The 16,051-nt window shown below is 56.8% G+C and carries 15 protein-coding genes; 8 read left to right on the top strand and 7 right to left on the bottom strand.

Annotated features, from left to right (window positions below; all coding sequences use genetic code 11):
- Positions 1 to 60: 60 nt before the first annotated feature.
- Positions 61 to 534 carry a transcription elongation factor GreB gene (gene greB, locus F0319_RS13185; protein ID WP_111963763.1) on the bottom strand — a complete coding sequence of 158 codons (474 nt, stop codon included), beginning with the start codon at positions 532 to 534 and terminating at the stop codon, positions 61 to 63.
- Between the two features lie 232 nt (positions 535 to 766).
- Between greB and ompR the strand changes: the two genes are divergently transcribed.
- Positions 767 to 1,486 carry an osmolarity response regulator transcription factor OmpR gene (ompR, locus tag F0319_RS13180; protein WP_001157751.1) on the top strand — a complete coding sequence of 240 codons (720 nt, stop codon included), beginning with the start codon at positions 767 to 769 and terminating at the stop codon, positions 1,484 to 1,486.
- Complete coding sequence (envZ, locus tag F0319_RS13175; protein WP_023309494.1) at positions 1,483 to 2,829, top strand: two-component system sensor histidine kinase EnvZ; 1,347 nt, start codon at positions 1,483 to 1,485, stop codon at positions 2,827 to 2,829. Before ompR ends, envZ begins: the two co-directional genes overlap by 4 nt.
- A gap of 66 nt (positions 2,830 to 2,895) precedes the next feature.
- Here envZ and pckA read toward each other — a convergent pair whose 3' ends face one another.
- From pckA to F0319_RS13150, 5 genes are all read right to left on the bottom strand, one after another.
- Entirely contained in the window at positions 2,896 to 4,515 is a 1,620-nt protein-coding gene (gene pckA / locus F0319_RS13170) for a phosphoenolpyruvate carboxykinase (ATP) (protein WP_149367151.1), read from the bottom strand.
- Positions 4,516 to 4,875: 360 nt separating this feature from the next.
- Positions 4,876 to 5,760: an Hsp33 family molecular chaperone HslO gene (hslO, locus tag F0319_RS13165; protein ID WP_161495995.1), complete on the bottom strand. Its 885-nt coding sequence runs from the start codon at positions 5,758 to 5,760 to the stop codon at positions 4,876 to 4,878.
- Between the two features lie 17 nt (positions 5,761 to 5,777).
- Positions 5,778 to 6,179: a ribosome-associated heat shock protein Hsp15 gene (gene hslR, locus F0319_RS13160; protein WP_149367150.1), complete on the bottom strand. Its 402-nt coding sequence runs from the start codon at positions 6,177 to 6,179 to the stop codon at positions 5,778 to 5,780.
- Positions 6,176 to 6,859 carry a GMP/IMP nucleotidase gene (yrfG, locus tag F0319_RS13155; protein ID WP_032641117.1) on the bottom strand — a complete coding sequence of 228 codons (684 nt, stop codon included), beginning with the start codon at positions 6,857 to 6,859 and terminating at the stop codon, positions 6,176 to 6,178. Before yrfG ends, hslR begins: the two co-directional genes overlap by 4 nt.
- Positions 6,860 to 6,925: 66 nt before the next feature.
- Positions 6,926 to 9,061, bottom strand: a complete 2,136-nt coding sequence (locus F0319_RS13150) for an intracellular growth attenuator family protein (protein WP_149367149.1) — start codon at positions 9,059 to 9,061, stop codon at positions 6,926 to 6,928.
- A 324-nt stretch (positions 9,062 to 9,385) separates the two neighbouring features.
- Between F0319_RS13150 and nudE the strand changes: the two genes are divergently transcribed.
- On the top strand, positions 9,386 to 9,946 hold the full coding sequence (gene nudE / locus F0319_RS13145; RefSeq protein ID WP_008503041.1) for an ADP compounds hydrolase NudE: 561 nt from the start codon (positions 9,386 to 9,388) through the stop codon (positions 9,944 to 9,946).
- An 87-nt stretch (positions 9,947 to 10,033) separates the two neighbouring features.
- On the opposite strand, the gene mrcA is transcribed toward nudE, so the two are convergent.
- On the bottom strand, positions 10,034 to 12,586 hold the full coding sequence (gene mrcA / locus F0319_RS13140; protein ID WP_188035106.1) for a peptidoglycan glycosyltransferase/peptidoglycan DD-transpeptidase MrcA: 2,553 nt from the start codon (positions 12,584 to 12,586) through the stop codon (positions 10,034 to 10,036).
- A 120-nt stretch (positions 12,587 to 12,706) separates the two neighbouring features.
- Between mrcA and pilM the strand changes: the two genes are divergently transcribed.
- The 5 genes from pilM (at position 12,707) to hofQ (ending at position 15,977) form a co-directional block, all read left to right on the top strand.
- Complete coding sequence (gene pilM / locus F0319_RS13135; protein WP_149367147.1) at positions 12,707 to 13,483, top strand: pilus assembly protein PilM; 777 nt, start codon at positions 12,707 to 12,709, stop codon at positions 13,481 to 13,483.
- Positions 13,480 to 13,974 carry a PilN domain-containing protein gene (locus F0319_RS13130; protein ID WP_149367146.1) on the top strand — a complete coding sequence of 165 codons (495 nt, stop codon included), beginning with the start codon at positions 13,480 to 13,482 and terminating at the stop codon, positions 13,972 to 13,974. The genes pilM and F0319_RS13130 overlap by 4 nt, the downstream gene beginning before the upstream one ends.
- A 105-nt stretch (positions 13,975 to 14,079) precedes the next feature.
- Positions 14,080 to 14,433 (top strand): HofO family protein, encoded by a 354-nt coding sequence (locus F0319_RS13125; protein WP_240168102.1) that lies wholly within the window; start codon positions 14,080 to 14,082, stop codon positions 14,431 to 14,433.
- The gene (locus F0319_RS13120) at positions 14,423 to 14,827 is read left to right on the top strand and encodes a HofP DNA utilization family protein (RefSeq protein WP_149367144.1); all 405 of its coding nucleotides are present in this window, start codon (positions 14,423 to 14,425) and stop codon (positions 14,825 to 14,827) included. Before F0319_RS13125 ends, F0319_RS13120 begins: the two co-directional genes overlap by 11 nt.
- Positions 14,739 to 15,977: a DNA uptake porin HofQ gene (hofQ, locus tag F0319_RS13115; RefSeq protein WP_111963771.1), complete on the top strand. Its 1,239-nt coding sequence runs from the start codon at positions 14,739 to 14,741 to the stop codon at positions 15,975 to 15,977. The genes F0319_RS13120 and hofQ overlap by 89 nt, the downstream gene beginning before the upstream one ends.
- The last annotated feature ends 74 nt before the right edge of the window (positions 15,978 to 16,051 follow it).

Here is a 16,051-nt window from a genome sequence, read left to right as displayed (position 1 = left end):
TCAGGGGATAGTTATACGGGCTGACACGGCAAAATGCCAGCCGGGGAGGGCGCTCTCGGACTATTTTACGTAGACGATCTCATTGACGTACCAGCTGGCTTCACCAGCTGGAGTCTGAACGATGGCCAGATCGCCCACTTCCTTTTTCAGCAGCGCGCGGGCCATCGGGGAGTCGATGGAGATGTAATCCTTACGACCAAAAATTTCATCGTAGCCGACAATCCGAAAACGCAGGGTGTCACCATCGTCGTTTTCAATCTCCACCCACGCGCCGAAGAACACTTTGCCCTCCTGCTGCGGAGAGTAATCGACAATTTTAAGATTCTCGAGGCACTTCGTCAGATAGCGAACCCGGCGGTCAATTTCGCGCAGCCGCTTTTTGTTGTACTGGTAGTCAGCGTTTTCGCTGCGATCGCCCAGGCTTGCCGCCCAGGTCACCTTTTTGGTTACTTCAGGACGCTCTTCGCGCCAGAGGTAATCCATCTCTTTTTTGAGCTTTTCGTACCCTTCGCGGGTGATCAGGGGCGTTTTCATGGTAAAGCCTTTGCTGCCTGCCGGTTAACTGTCTTGCGCACAATACGTACCACACAGTGTAACAGACAGGATTAATAATGATTTATGTGATGAAATGAGCAGATAAGCTGCTGTTAAATATGCTTTGTAACAATTTCGACTAGAATTTATACCAGAATTAACTGGTCGAATACGTGCACTTTTTTAGAATACGCTGTTACAAAGACTATCCGAACCTTTGGGAGTACACACAATGCAAGAGAACTACAAAATTCTGGTCGTGGATGACGACATGCGCCTGCGTGCGCTGCTGGAACGTTATCTGACCGAGCAGGGCTTCCAGGTTCGTAGCGTCGCGAACGCTGAGCAGATGGACCGTCTGCTGACCCGTGAATCTTTCCACCTGATGGTTCTCGACCTGATGCTGCCTGGCGAAGACGGGCTTTCTATTTGCCGCCGTCTGCGCAGCCAGAGCAACCCGATGCCGATTATCATGGTGACGGCGAAGGGCGAGGAAGTTGACCGTATCGTGGGCCTCGAAATCGGCGCGGACGACTACATTCCAAAACCGTTTAACCCGCGTGAACTGCTGGCACGTATTCGCGCCGTGCTGCGCCGTCAGGCGAACGAGCTGCCGGGCGCGCCGTCGCAGGAAGAAGCCGTTATTGCCTTCGGCAAGTTCAAGCTGAACCTCGGCACGCGCGAAATGTTCCGTGAAGACGAGCCGATGCCGCTCACCAGCGGCGAGTTTGCGGTCCTGAAAGCGCTGGTCAGCCACCCGCGTGAACCGCTTTCCCGTGACAAGCTGATGAACCTGGCGCGCGGTCGCGAATACTCCGCAATGGAACGCTCTATCGACGTGCAGATCTCCCGTCTGCGCCGCATGGTGGAAGAAGATCCGGCGCATCCTCGTTATATTCAGACCGTATGGGGTCTGGGCTACGTGTTCGTCCCGGACGGCTCTAAAGCATGAGGCGAATGCGCTTCTCGCCGCGAAGCTCGTTTGCCCGCACCCTGTTACTGATCGTCACCCTGCTGTTCGTCAGCCTGGTGACGACCTACCTGGTGGTGTTGAACTTTGCGATCCTGCCGAGCCTCCAGCAGTTCAATAAGGTCCTGGCCTACGAAGTCCGTATGCTGATGACCGATAAGCTGCAGCTGGAGGACGGCACGCAGCTCGTCGTTCCCCCGGCGTTTCGCCGTGAAATCTACCGTGAACTGGGCATTTCGCTCTATTCCAACGAAGCGGCGGAAGACGCTGGCCTGCGCTGGGCGCAGCACTACGAATTCCTCAGCCAGCAGATGGCGCAGCAGCTGGGCGGTCCAACGGAAGTGCGCGTTGAGGTCAACAAAAGCTCGCCCGTCGTCTGGCTGAAAACCTGGCTGTCACCCAATATTTGGGTTCGCGTTCCGCTGACCGAAATCCATCAGGGCGATTTCTCGCCGCTGTTCCGCTATACCCTGGCGATTATGCTGCTGGCGATAGGCGGCGCGTGGCTATTTATCCGTATACAGAACCGACCGCTGGTCGACCTGGAGCACGCTGCGCTGCAGGTCGGTAAAGGGATTATTCCTCCTCCGCTGCGCGAGTATGGCGCCTCGGAAGTCCGTTCAGTAACGCGTGCCTTTAACCATATGGCGGCAGGCGTGAAGCAGCTGGCGGATGACCGTACGCTGCTGATGGCGGGCGTCAGCCACGACCTGCGCACGCCGCTAACGCGTATCCGTCTGGCGACGGAGATGATGGGAGAAGAGGATGGTTATCTTGCCGAGTCCATCAACAAGGATATCGAAGAGTGTAACGCCATCATTGAGCAGTTCATCGACTACCTGCGCACCGGTCAGGAGATGCCGATGGAGATGGCGGATCTGAACGCGGTGCTGGGCGAAGTGGTGGCGGCGGAAAGCGGCTACGAGCGCGAGATTGATACCGACCTTCAGGCCGGTGAAATTCAGGTTCGTATGCACCCGCTCTCCATTAAACGTGCGGTCGCCAACATGGTGGTCAACGCGGCGCGCTACGGCAACGGCTGGATTAAGGTCAGCAGCGGGTCTGAGCTCAACCGCGCCTGGTTCCAGGTGGAAGACGACGGTCCGGGCATCAAGCCCGAGCAGCGTAAGCATCTGTTCCAGCCGTTTGTGCGCGGCGACAGCGCGCGCAGCACCAGCGGTACGGGCTTAGGCCTGGCGATAGTGCAGCGTATTATTGATAACCATAACGGGCTGCTGGAGATTGGAACCAGCGAGCGGGGTGGGTTGAGCATTCGCGCCTGGCTGCCGGTACCGGTGACGCGGGGGCAGGTGAAAGAGAGTTGAAAAAAGGGTGGCACGAGCCACCCTTTTTTACAGGTCGGGTAAGGCGAAGCCGCCACCCGACATGGACTACAGTTTTGGACCCGCACTCACTAGCGCAGCACCCGCCGGGGTATCGGTATACTTCTCGAAGTTCTCGACAAACAGCTTCGCCAGCGATTCCGCCTTCTCACGCCACTGCTCCGGAGAACCGTACGTATTGCGCGGGTCGAGGATATGCGTATCTACACCCGGCAGCGACGTTGGGATCGCCAGGTCAAACATCGGCAGCGTGAAGGTTTCGGCGTCGTCCAGAGAACCATCCAGAATGGCGTCGATAATCGCGCGGGTATCTTTGATAGAGATACGTTTGCCGGTACCGTTCCAGCCGGTGTTCACCAGGTATGCCTGCGCGCCGGATGCCTGCATGCGTTTCACCAGCACTTCAGCATACTGCGTCGGGTGCAGCGACAGGAAGGCTGCGCCGAAGCAGGCGGAGAAGGTTGGGGTTGGCTCCGTCACGCCGCGCTCGGTACCCGCCAGCTTGGCGGTGAAACCGGAAAGGAAGTGGTACTGCGTTTGGCTGGCCGTCAGGCGAGACACCGGAGGCAGAACGCCGAACGCATCCGCCGTCAGGAAAATAACCTTCGTGGCATGACCCGCTTTTGACACCGGCTTCACGATATTGTCGATGTGGTAGATCGGATAAGAGACGCGGGTGTTTTCCGTTTTCGACGCATCGTCGAAGTCGATGGAGCCGTCGGCACGCACGGTGACGTTTTCCAGCAGCGCATCGCGACGGATCGCGTGGAAGATATCCGGCTCGGCCTCTTCAGACAGGCGAATGGTCTTCGCGTAGCAGCCGCCTTCAAAGTTGAATACGCCGTCGTCATCCCAGCCGTGTTCGTCATCGCCAATCAGACGACGTTTTGGATCGGTGGACAGGGTGGTTTTCCCGGTGCCGGACAGGCCGAAGAAGACCGCCACGTCGCCTTTTTCACCGACGTTAGCCGAGCAGTGCATGGAGGCGATGCCCCGCAGCGGCAGCAGGTAGTTCATGACCGAGAACATCCCTTTCTTCATTTCGCCGCCGTACCAGGTACCGCCGATCAGCTGGATACGCTCGGTCAGGTTGAAGGCCACAAAGTTTTCGGAGTTCAGACCCTGCTCTTTCCACTGTGGGTTGGTGCATTTCGCACCGTTCATCACGATGAAATCAGGGGTGAAGTCCTGCAGCTCTTCGTCGGTTGGACGAATAAACATGTTTTTCACGAAATGCGCCTGCCAGGCCACTTCGGTGATAAAACGCACGGAGAGACGGGTATCGGCGTTAGCGCCGCAGAAAGCGTCGACAATGAACAGACGCTTGCCGGAAAGTTGATGGGTGACGAGCCCTTTCAGGTGCTGCCAGGTTTCCGGGGAGAGCGGTTTGTTGTCGTTCTTCCCTTTGCCCTTGTCAGCCCACCACAGCGTATCGCGGGTGGTTTCGTCTCGGACGATATACTTATCTTTCGGCGAACGACCGGTAAAAATACCGGTATCGACGGCGATAGCACCAAGATTCGTCAACACACCACGCTCGTATCCTTCCAGTGTTGGATTGAGCTCTTCCTGATACAGCGTATCGTAGTCGGGGTTGTAGACGATTTCCTGGACGTCGTGAATACCATAAGCCTTGAGATCTTGCGGGGTTAAACCAGTAACACGCATATCACTGCTCCTTAGCCAATATGTACTGCCTGAAATTGTAGGGTTTTTCTGAGGTTGTTTACCGCGACGGGGCTCATAGATTCACGCATCTGGACAAAACCCTTACTAACGGAAAACGCTGCGACTCCAGTCACGGCGCAGGCGGATTATCGCAGGAATCGCTTTTTGGGTGGGGAAAATGTTCCGAAAAGGTTAAAGGCTGGTGATTTTATCGGAAAGAATGTGAATGTAATCGCATACACGTAAGAAAATTACGTAAGAGTTACATTGGGAAAACGATTCAGCTTGGGTGGAGTTTTTTGCCCCTCAGCCCAGCCCTCTCCCCTTTGGGGAGAAGGTTAAGGTGAGGGGAAGAGAGGTTTAGTGAACCTGCGGATCCGCCGGGGAGGCGTTGTTGCGGATCTCAGCGATATCCATCGAATTGAATACATAGTGCGTACCGCAGTAGTCACAGTGCATATCAATTTCGCCGTCTTCCGCCATGATGCTGTCGATCTCTTCATCCGGCAGGGTTTTCAGTGCGCCAGCGCAGCGCTCGCGTGAGCACGTGCACTTGAACTCCACGGACTGCGGGTCGTAAACGGTCACTTCTTCTTCGTGGTACAGACGCCACAGCACGTCGGTCGCCGACAGGTTGAAGAGTTCTTCCGCTTTGATGGTTTCGGTCAGCGTCGCCAGGTGCTCAAAATCATTGGTCTGAGCGTCCTGGGCAGGCAGAACCTGCAGCAGCATACCGCCCGCAGCAGGCTGGCCGTCCACTTCACCGGTGCGGATGAACAGACGCGTCGGCAGCTGCTCAGAACGCATGAAGTAATCTTCCAGGCAGGCTGCCAGGGTATCGCCTTCCAGACCGACCACGCCCTGATAGCGCTCACCTTCCTCTGGGGAGATGGTGATCACCAGGTAGCCGTTACCTACCAGCGTTTTGAGGTCAGCATTTTCTGGCACGTCGCCCTGAACGCGCGCCACGCCGCGCATCTGCTGCTGGTTATTGCCGTTGATGACCGCCAGCGTCATCGGGCCGTCGCCCTGCAGCTGCACGGTGATATCCCCGGCAAACTTCAGCGTTGCGGTAAGCAGGCTGGTGGCAACCAGCAGTTCGCCCAACAGGGTCTTCACCGGCAGCGGGTAATTGTGGTTTTCCAGAATCTGTTTCCAGGTTTCGGATACGGTGACCAGCTCGCCGCGCACGGCGAATTGTTCAAACAGATAGCGGTGTAATTGGTCGTGTTGGGCCATTTTCATCTCTCGTGCGGGTGAGGTTAATCAGTCTCACCGTGTTTAAATTTCATCAGGTCGCGGCGCTCTTTTTTGTCCGGCCGCCGGTCCGGGTGAGGCATCGTCAGCGCGTTCATTTTGCGCGCCAGCGCGGTCTTCTCGCGCTTTTCAATGCTTTCCGCCGTCTCTTCATAAAGCATTACGGCTTCCGCTGCGGGTCGACGTTGTTCGGTAACGGCTTTAACCACCACCGTACGTTCATCGTTGCCCTGACGCAGCGTTAAGGTGGCATTCAGCTCAACCGTCTTGCTCGGTTTGCTGCGCTGGCCGTTGTAATGCACTTTTCCGCCGTCAACCATCTCGCGGGCAAGGGCGCGCGTTTTATAAAAACGCGCTGCCCACAGCCATTTATCCAGTCTTACCCCGTCTGAGGGTTTTTCTTTCATGGCGTCTCCTTCACGGTCAGTGAGGGGATCATCTGGCGATAGTCGTTCAGTCCCGGGTGGCGCAGATAGCTTTTTTCAGCCAGGCCAGAGTCAGGATTGGTGACGCCCAGACAGTAGCGAATGCCAAACCTTGCGGCAGAATCCAGAATGGGCTCGCTGTCATCAATGAACAACGTACGTTCCGGCTGCAAACCCGTCTCTTCCTTAACCGCATGCCACAACCGCTGATCCTCTTTCGGATAACCAAATGTGTGGGTGGAAAGTAATAAATCAAGGTGCGACGCCAGACCCGTATGTTCCAGCTTCACCGCCAGATTATGTGGATGAGCGTTGGTCAGCAAGATACGGCGCTTGCCGCTTGCTTTCAGCGCATCCAGAAAGGGCACTGTGTCTTCGCGCAGAACGGCGCGCGGGCCCTGGGCGGTAGTCATGGCACAAATATCCAGACCGAGGCGCTCGCTCCAGTAGTCAAGACAGTACCAGTTTAGCGTATGTTGCACGGCGCTATATTGCGAACGAATGAATGCCTGCGCTTCTGCCGGGGAGATCCCCTGCTGCTCGCCATAGGTTTCTGGAACCAGCGTTTGCCAGAAATAGTTATCAAAGGCGAGATCGAGCAGCGTGCCGTCCATATCCAGCAGAACGGTATCAACCTCCTGCCAGGCGATATCAAGATGCATTAGGGGAACTCCAGCCAGAAGAAACGTGCGCGACAGGGTAGCACATCTTGTCGCGCAACGACGTTATCAGATCAGGCTCTCAGACGAGGGGATCAGCTTAGGATTGAGGCAGTTTTCGTAATATTGCTGGATGTCGGCAAGCCGCGTGCGTGAGCGCTGGTAGCGGCGCAGGGCCATAAAACCGTTCCAGAAAATGGCGATCAGCATCGCGATCATCAGCAGCGAGGTGCCGATGTAGCGCCACAGCCCAGCGCTATCCGGCATCCGGTGCAGGCCGATATGGCGAGTGCCGTTGGCGTCGGTATAAATACTCGTGACAATCCCTTCTGCGCTGAACGGCGTTTGCATCAGCATCTGCGCCAAGCGCTGGAATTGGCTCCACTGCTCCTGCGCCGGATAATCATAAAGCGCCACCTGCGGATAAGGCTGATCGACCAGGTCGCTGCCCTCATCGCTTGCAATTACAAAGCCGCCCGGTGCCGGGCTGTTCAGCGCCTGAGCCGCACGGGTGGTCTCGCGCATCATGAACGGTGACGTCGAGGTCGCGACCAGGTTATCCAGAGATTCAGCGCTAACCGGCCGCAGCAGCACGTTGACGCCATCCAGTCGTCCCGCTTCGGCGCGTTTCACCAGCGAGTCCCAGTCTTTACTGTTCCCGAGGTTTACCAGGGCATTTTTAAGACGTATGCACTCATCCTGAGAGGAACAAAGATCCTGCGTTTTCAGGACGATGTCACCAAAATCATCCAGCAGAACCATGCCCGATTTTTGAATGGCCGAACGCAGTGCGGGACTAACGCGTGAATCATCGTCCGGTTTCGGGTGCAGCTGGCGGTTAACCGTCTGGGTAAGAGCCGTGGCTTTATTCACGACTTCGGATTCCGGCAGCGGCAGCGGCGGTGCGTCGTTCCAGATAATTTGTGAGCAATCGAACGGCATAAACGGTGAGTTCTGGCGCGTGTTCCACGCCCCCGGGGTGTGAATATTACACATCCCGGTTCCCTTCAGGCGCAGCGTGTCCCCCACGCGCACACCGGCTTCATCCAGTTTGTTGACGCTGGTCGCTTCAATGGTTTGCGCCCCTTTGATCCACGACAGGGTGAATTTGATGGGCATATCCAGCGGCACGAAAAGCAGCAGCATGACTAAGACCAGCGCCGCGCCGCCGGCAATGACCGTGCTGCGAAGCCAGTGCTGAAGCGGAAAATTTTTCACTTCATCATGCAGGGATAAGAAGCGCCCCTGACGCACAACGTGGCGGTCAAGGTAGATATCAATGTCGGTTTTCTGCCCCAGGTCCTGCGCGATCCACGGTTGCCAGTGACGCGGGTAGATCAGGTCGATAATACCGAGCGAGATATTGTTGAGATGTTCCTGATCGTTTTCACCGAAGAGGCCCCAGCGCTTTGGCGTTCCGCGCAGGCAGTGGATTTCGCGCAACGAGGTTTTGGCCGGTGGGGCAAAGAGCCCCCAAAGCCCGCCCGCCAGCAGCAGAACCGCACCGCCAGCCAGCCAGGGGACAAACACATCCGGCGTGAGGAGGCAGATAAAAAAGAGCAGGAAGGCAGCAACGATCAGAATGGCTTCGCGGATGCCGTCCGGGCGGCTCAAAGCGTACTCTTCATGGGTTTCCTGGCGAATATTCAGCAGTTCAATCTGCTCAGTCTCTTCGCCACGAATGGAGGCCTGCGTTGAACTGGCGCGTTCCAGCGCAAAACGAGGTGCTTCCTGAAGGTATTCATTCAGCGTATGGCCGTTAAGCGAGATAACCAGGGGCAACGAGTCGGTGTGAATCAGCTCAACGCTGTTTTCGTCGTTAATGTATTGCTCCCAGGACGGGGGCAGATGCACTTCGACGGAATCAAGGTAATAGCGCCATTTGTTAGGGTCATCAGTAGTGATGCCATAGCGCGTGATGGAGCGCGTCACGCAGAGCACGGTATCACTTTGTGCGTTAAGATTTAGCGCGACGGGCGCAGCGGTGGCTCCCGTTGGCCCAGGCGTTAACTGAGTACGGTTCAGGATTTCGAGATAGTTTTCAACCGCATCGCGCTCGTCTTGCGTAAGTTTACGCGTGCTCGCACCCGCAAATGCATTTAAAAAGGGCAGGCGATAACGGCGCTGTACGCGGCGCCTGTACAACCACCCTGCAACCAACGCACCGGCCAGCATAGCAGCGAGAACAATCAAAATGGTGCTCATGCTTTCCCCATCTTACTTATCTTCTTACAGGTGTAGTCAGTAGCACCTTTACATTGAATGAGAGTCTGTGGTTGGCTATCGGCAAGTATGGAGTCGAACTTGAGCATTCTGAAGCGCATCCCAGTGACCGGTGATGATAGCAAAGCCTGTTATGGCGCGATATCAGCAAATTCCTGGAAACATTTCAACCTCTTGACATTTGTTTTGAATTGAGGATTGATCCCAAATACGTTGCATAAATGTAAATAAAGAACAATTGACATTGCCGAAACCGTGCAGCGTATCGCACAATAACGCCAGTTCTCACTGCTAAGACCCATCAAGATGAGCAAACCACTACAAAAACCCACCATTCTGAATGTTGAAACTGTCGCCAAATCGCGCCTGTTTAATGTCGAAAGTGTGGATCTGGAGTTCAGCAACGGTGTGCGTCGCGTTTATGAACGTATGCGCCCTTCTTCGCGCGAAGCGGTGATGATTGTTCCCATTGTCGACGATCATCTGATTTTGATCCGCGAATACGCTGTGGGAACGGAATCTTACGAGCTCGGGTTCTCGAAAGGGCTTATCGACCCGGGTGAAACCGTCTTTGAAGCGGCGAACCGCGAGCTGAAAGAAGAGGTGGGGTTCGGGGCTAATGAGCTTTCATTCCTGAAAAAGCTGAGCATGGCACCGTCCTATTTTTCCAGCAAAATGAATATCGTGGTAGCTGAAGATCTCTATCCTGAATCGCTGGAAGGGGATGAGCCGGAGCCGTTGCCGCAGGTTCGCTGGCCGTTAGCGCACCTGATGGATCTGCTGGAAGACCCTGACTTTAATGAGGCCCGCAACGTGAGCGCGCTGTTCCTGGTACGGGAGTGGTTGAAGGGGCAGGGGCGACTGTAGTGGCCTGATGTCCTCACCCCAACCCCTCCCGAGGGAGAGGGAGCAAACACAAAAACGGCAACCAGAGGTTGCCGTTTTGCTTTGTGGTTAGAACAGCTCGTGCGTTTCGCCGTTATCGATGATCTCCGTACCCACCTCGTGCACCGCCTGTGTGGTTGGCTGGGTGCCCTCAATGAAATACTCTTCGCGACTATTACCGCCGTTGGCAAGCTGACCGGTGCTGCGGTCGATATTGACCGTCACCACGCCTGGCGGCGGCGTTAACGGCTGCTCCGGCACACCTTCAAGAACGGACTTCATGTAGGCATCCCAGGCCGGCTGCGCGCTCTTCGCTCCGCCTTCGTAGCCGGAAATCTGATCCTTAATCGCCCCGGAGGCCGTTGTACGACCTAAGTCACGGCGGTGATCGTCGAAGCCGATCCAGACCGAGGTCACCACGCCCGGACCGTAGCCGGAGAACCACGCATCTTTCGAGCTGTTGGTTGTCCCCGTTTTACCGCCGATATCATGGCGCTGCAAGTCGCGTCCTGCGCGCCAGCCGGTACCCTGCCAGCCCGGTTCACCGAAGATGTTGGTGTTCAGCGCGCTCTTAATCAGGAACGACAGCGGCGTGTTGATCACATGCGGTGCGTACTCCTGCGCGCCGGTCTGCGCCACCAGCGCCTGGTTCGCCTGCTCGAGCTGCGGCTGCGGCACAACGCCGTTCTGCTGCTCCTGCGACACGGCAGGGTCTTCCATGTCCTTATTCTCAAGCACCTCGGATTTCGGCGTATTGCCATAAATGACCGGAATATCGCAGTCAGGGCAGGCAATTTTCGGCTTCGCTTCGAACAGCACGCCGCCCTGATCGTTTTCGATCTTGCTGATGAAGTACGGGTCAATCAGGAAGCCGCCATTAGCCATCACCGAGTACCCGCGGGCGACCTGAAGCGGCGTAAAGGAGGCTGAGCCTAACGCCAGCGACTCGGTGCGAACGATGTTCTGTGCCGGGAAACCGAAGCGCTGCAGATACTCTGCGGCATAGTCGACGCCCATCGCGCGCATGGCGCGCACCATCACCACGTTTTTCGACTGCCCCAGACCCTGACGGAGACGAATAGGACCGGCATACTCCGCAGGGGAGTTCTTCGGCTGCCAGTCGGAACCCGCACCGGCATCCCAGCGGGAGATTGGCACGTCGTTGAGGATGCTGGCGAGGGTCAGTCCCTTATCCATCGCGGCCGTGTAGAGGAACGGTTTGATATTGGAACCGACCTGACGCAGCGCCTGCGTGGCGCGGTTAAATTTGCTCTGGTTGAAATCAAACCCGCCGACCAGGGCCAGGATCGCACCGTTCTGTGGATTGATAGAGACCAGGGCCGAGTTGACGTCCGGCACCTGTGCCAGCCACCAGGCTTCGCCTACTTTGCGCACCCAGATTTGCTGCCCGGTCTGAACTGCATCGGTCACTTTACGCGGCGTTGCGCCCTGTAGGGTATCCGAGCGGTACGGACGCGCCCAGCGGACACCGTCCATGCGCAGAGAGACGGTGGTGCCGTCCGCGAGCGTCGCAACGGCTTCCTGAGGATCGGCCTGCGTCACCACGGCAGGCAGGAGCGGACCATAGGTTGGCAGCGCCTTCAGCGTACTGGTGATTTTTTTGCTGTCCCACGCGCTTTCGCCCACTTTCCAGAGCACGTTTGACGGGCCGCGATAGCCGTGACGCATATCGTAGTCCATCACGTTGTTCCGTACCGCTTCCTGAGCCGCCTGTTGGACTTTGCGGGTGACGGTGGTGTACACGCGATAGCCATCTTCATAGGCCTTGTCACCATAGCGATTCACCATCTCCTGGCGAACCATTTCGGTCAGATAAGGAGATGCAAAGGCGATCTCAGGGGCGTGGTAGTTAGCGTCAATGACATCGTTACGCGCCTGGTCGTATTCGCTCTGGCTGATGTAGCCTTCGCTCAGCATACGTGACAGGACGACGTTGCGACGCGCGGTGGCGCGATCGAGCGAGTAGAGCGGGTTAAACGTGGATGGCGCTTTTGGCAGACCTGCTATGGTGGCCATTTCGCTTAAGGTGAGTTGCTCAACAGGCTTGCCGAAGTAAACCTGTGCGGCAGCCCCCACGCCATAGGCGCGGTAGCCCAGGTAGATTTTGTTGAGGTACAGCTCAAGGATTTCGTCTTTGCTCAGCAGCTGCTCAATACGGATCGCAAGGAATACCTCTTTGATCTTACGTATCAGCGTCTTTTCAGGGCTGAGGAAGAAGTTACGCGCCAGCTGCTGCGTAATGGTGCTCGCCCCCTGAGAGGCGTGACCAGAGAACAACGCAATGCTCGCGGCACGGAAAATTCCCACCGGATCGACACCGTGGTGCTCGTAAAAACGGCTGTCCTCCGTGGCGATAAAGGCTTTCACCATCACGGGTGGAATTTGGTTTAAGGTCAGCGGAATACGGCGCTTCTCGCCATACTGCGCCATCAGCTCGCCATCGGCGCTATAGACTTGCATCGGGATCTGGAGGCGCACATCGCGAAGCGTGGCGACATCAGGCAGCTGTGGCTCAATATATTTGTACAAACCGTAAATCGAGCCTGCTCCCAGCAGAATGCAACAGACTGCAAGGATGAATAAATACTTTACGAACTTCACCGGAGATTTCCCATTTGGTTTCACTTGGGCAGTTTCTAAACAATCGCGCGGTAGTATAAAGGCAAGCCTGATTCATTGATATAGCCGTCAAGACGACGGGCGATAAGGAGATCGTGAAGCATGGCTTTCAAAATATGGCAAACGGGCGTTCATATTCAACAGGATAGGGTGCGAATCGTCTCGTTGGCCCGGGAGAGGTCTGGCTGGTGCTTACGCCGCTGGTGGGCGATACCTCTGGCCGAAGGTATCATTCGTGACGGCAAAATTTGTCAGCCAGAACAGATGGTTGATGCGTTACGCGACTGGCGAAAAACGCTGCCCCACTACCACCGCGTGTTCCTCTCTTTCCCGGCAGCACGCACCCTGCAGCGGTCGCTTCCCCTTCCGGCCGCTGTGCTACGCGACAGCGAGCAGCTCACATGGCTCGGTGCGGCGCTCGCGCGAGAACTGGAGATGTCTGCCGAAACGCTCTGTTTCGATTACGCGCAGGATACCTTCAGCAATACCTTTCACGTGACTGCCGCACAAAATAACGAGGTCGACACCCTACTGGCGCTGGCGAGAACGCTGCGTTTGCGGCTGGTGACCATTTCTCCCGATGCCAGCGCGCTGGCTAATCTTCTTCCTGCGGTGGCACCAGCGAAATGCATCGCCTGGCGGGACGATCGGCAGTGGCTCTGGGCTATGCGCCACCAGTGGGGACGCCGCTTAACTACCGAAGCAGAAAGCGTGGCTGAGCTGGCGGCGCTGCTGGCTCTTGGGCCGGATGACATCGCGCTGTTTGATAGCCGACGTGACCCGTGGGAAATCCTGGAACGTTACCATGCTCCATTACCGGACTGCGGCGCTGATTATACCGTTGCGCTGGCTTTGGCCATGAGCGAGGTACCCGCATGAGCATCATGAACTTTCTGCCGTGGCGACAGCAGCGGCGCTCGCGATGCCTGCGCTTCTGGGGCGTAATGTGTGTCGGCACAGTGCTGTTGCTGTTCGTGACCATTTTCTGTCTGCGGATGAACCATCTCGTGAGGCTGCGCGCGCTGCAAACGGATCTGACGGGAATGCAGTCCGTGCAGCACGCGCTTGTCGCCCGGCAAAGACTGACCGCACAGGCGCAGATGCCCGTGCAGACCCTGCAACAACGGGCATGGCAACCGGTGCTGGAATCCCTTTCCCGCGCCGTTCCGGCACAGGTCTGGCTGACGGAGTTGCGCTATCAGCCCCCTGCTCTGATGCTGAGCGGGTATGCCATAACCCTGCCGGCCCTGTCTGCTCTGCGCGATGCGCTTGGCCTAATAGCGGATTTTACGCCCGGGACGACGGGTGAGCTTCGGCAGGACAGCCAGGGGCGATGGATGTTCACCCTTCATCTTAAAAGCGAGGGGTAACGCGTGGATACCCTGTTAGAACGCTGGTGCGAAAGCCGTCCCTTGAATCGGGTGCTCTTCTGGTTTCTGGCGAGCCTCCTGGCTGGACTGGCAGCGTGGGGCACCATGCTCAGACCGGTATACGGGCAGAGTGCCGAACGGCAACGCCAGCTGATTCAGGACGTGAGGACGAATGCAGCGTTATGGTCTGCCGTCAGAAAGACGCCGTTTCGTCCGAAAATAACGGAAGTACTGGAGAAGACGCCGTTCTCCCCGCTCGATTTTCAGGGCGATGACGCGACGCTCGTTCACTGGAAGCCGCTACAGAACGGAGGAGAACTGATGCTGGAGGTAGAGTGGCAGGCTATCCCGGCGCTTTTTTCCCGGCTGGCGCAGCGGGATGTGCAGATCGCCGCTTTCGCGATTACACCACATGGCACAGCGTTGCGCCTGCGGCTGGAGCTAGAACATGCGAAATAGCACGCGATGTTTGCTGGTTTGCTCTGCGCTGCTACTGACCGGTATGCGCGATCCCTTTCACCCGCCGGACGATCCCTGCGCCATTGCCGAGCTGGCGCAGTGGCACTATCGCGGCATGGTGGGTGGACAGCAGGCTATCGGCATTTTACAGGATGGGCAAAAGCGCTGGTATCGGCTGAAAACGCATGAGCGCTTTCCGGAAGGCTGGACGATAACAACCATCAATGAAACGGATCTGGTTGTTGATGTGGGTGACACATGTGAACCAGGAAAATGGACGTGGCAACGAGAAGGAAAGGATAAGAATGAATTTACGGATAATGCTGTGGCTGCTGGCGTTCAGCCATCCGCTGTGGGCCGCCGCGCCAAAACCGGTCACGCTGGTGGTGGATGACGTTCCTGTAGCCCAGGTACTACAGAGTCTGGTTGCCCAGGAGAATAGAAATCTTGTGATATCGCCTGATGTCGGCGGCACGCTTTCGCTCAATCTGAAGCGCGTCCCCTGGCGACAGGCATTACAGACGGTTGTCGCCAGCGCTGGCCTCGTTTTGCGAGAGGAGGGCGGCATTTTTTATGTGTATACCGCGGCCTGGCAGCGTGAACAGCAGGAACGCTCGGAACAGGAGCGGGCCCGAAGACAGCTTGATGCGCCGCTGGTGTCTCACAGCATCGCTTTTTCCTATGCCGATGCCGGAGAGCTGCAGAAAGCCGCGGAAAAACTCCTGAGTCCAAAGGGGAGTTTATCCGTCGACACGCGTACCAACCGGCTGCTGATTCGGGATAACCAGACGGTGGTGGAGACTCTACAGCGCTGGGCCGCCCAGATGGATATTCCCGTCGAACAGGTCGAGCTGGCGGCGCACATTGTGACCATTAATGAAAAAAGCCTGCGCGAGCTAGGGGTGAAGTGGAATCTCGCCGACGCCACCGATGCGGGCAAAGTTGGACAGCTCACCACGCTTGGCAGCGATCTTTCCGTTGCCAGCGCCACCAGCCACGTGGGTTTTAACATCGGACGGATCAATGGTCGGCTGCTTGATCTGGAACTCTCTGCGCTGGAGCAAAAACAGCAGGTCGATATTATCGCCAGCCCGAGGCTTCTGGCCTCGCATATGCAACCAGCCAGCATCAAGCAGGGGAGTGAGATCCCGTATCAGGTCTCAAGCGGTGAAAGCGGGGCGACCTCAGTTGAGTTTAAGGAGGCGGTATTAGGCATGGAGGTCACGCCGGTGGTATTGCCGGGGGGGCGCGTGCGCCTGAAATTGCATATTAGTGAAAATATGCCGGGACAGGTTCTGCAGCAGGCTGACGGCGAAACGCTGGCGATCGACAAACAGGAGATTGAAACCCAGGTGGAGGTAAAAAGTGGAGAAACGCTGGCGTTGGGCGGAATTTTTTCGCAGAAAAACAAAACCGGCAGTGACAGCGTGCCCGGGCTCGGGAAAATCCCCTGGCTTGGGCAGCTTTTTCGTCACGATGGTAAGGATAATGAACGGCGCGAGTTAGTGGTGTTTATTACGCCACGTCTGGTCGGTATTCGCTGACGGGTAACGATCCCCACAATGATTTTGCATTCAGTTTGTTGCAGATGTTTGACGTGGGGCATGAATTAGCATAC

Source organism: Enterobacter vonholyi, assembly GCF_008364555.1.
GTDB classification, from domain to species: Bacteria; Pseudomonadota; Gammaproteobacteria; order Enterobacterales; family Enterobacteriaceae; genus Enterobacter; species Enterobacter vonholyi.
This window is presented reverse-complemented; position numbering and strand designations above follow the sequence as displayed.

Coding starts and splice junctions, on each gene's coding strand:
- pckA (WP_149367151.1), bottom strand. CDS start 4,515: ATGCGTGTTACTGGTTTAACCCCGCAAGATCTCAAGGCTTATGGTATT.
- F0319_RS13150 (WP_149367149.1), bottom strand. CDS start 9,061: ATGAGCACCATTTTGATTGTTCTCGCTGCTATGCTGGCCGGTGCGTTG.
- ompR (WP_001157751.1), top strand. CDS start 767: ATGCAAGAGAACTACAAAATTCTGGTCGTGGATGACGACATGCGCCTG.
- F0319_RS13125 (WP_240168102.1), top strand. CDS start 14,080: ATGCTCAGACCGGTATACGGGCAGAGTGCCGAACGGCAACGCCAGCTG.
- pilM (WP_149367147.1), top strand. CDS start 12,707: ATGGCTTTCAAAATATGGCAAACGGGCGTTCATATTCAACAGGATAGG.
- hofQ (WP_111963771.1), top strand. CDS start 14,739: ATGAATTTACGGATAATGCTGTGGCTGCTGGCGTTCAGCCATCCGCTG.
- F0319_RS13130 (WP_149367146.1), top strand. CDS start 13,480: ATGAGCATCATGAACTTTCTGCCGTGGCGACAGCAGCGGCGCTCGCGA.
- greB (WP_111963763.1), bottom strand. CDS start 534: ATGAAAACGCCCCTGATCACCCGCGAAGGGTACGAAAAGCTCAAAAAA.
- F0319_RS13120 (WP_149367144.1), top strand. CDS start 14,423: ATGCGAAATAGCACGCGATGTTTGCTGGTTTGCTCTGCGCTGCTACTG.
- hslR (WP_149367150.1), bottom strand. CDS start 6,179: ATGAAAGAAAAACCCTCAGACGGGGTAAGACTGGATAAATGGCTGTGG.
- envZ (WP_023309494.1), top strand. CDS start 1,483: ATGAGGCGAATGCGCTTCTCGCCGCGAAGCTCGTTTGCCCGCACCCTG.
- hslO (WP_161495995.1), bottom strand. CDS start 5,760: ATGAAAATGGCCCAACACGACCAATTACACCGCTATCTGTTTGAACAA.
- nudE (WP_008503041.1), top strand. CDS start 9,386: ATGAGCAAACCACTACAAAAACCCACCATTCTGAATGTTGAAACTGTC.
- yrfG (WP_032641117.1), bottom strand. CDS start 6,859: ATGCATCTTGATATCGCCTGGCAGGAGGTTGATACCGTTCTGCTGGAT.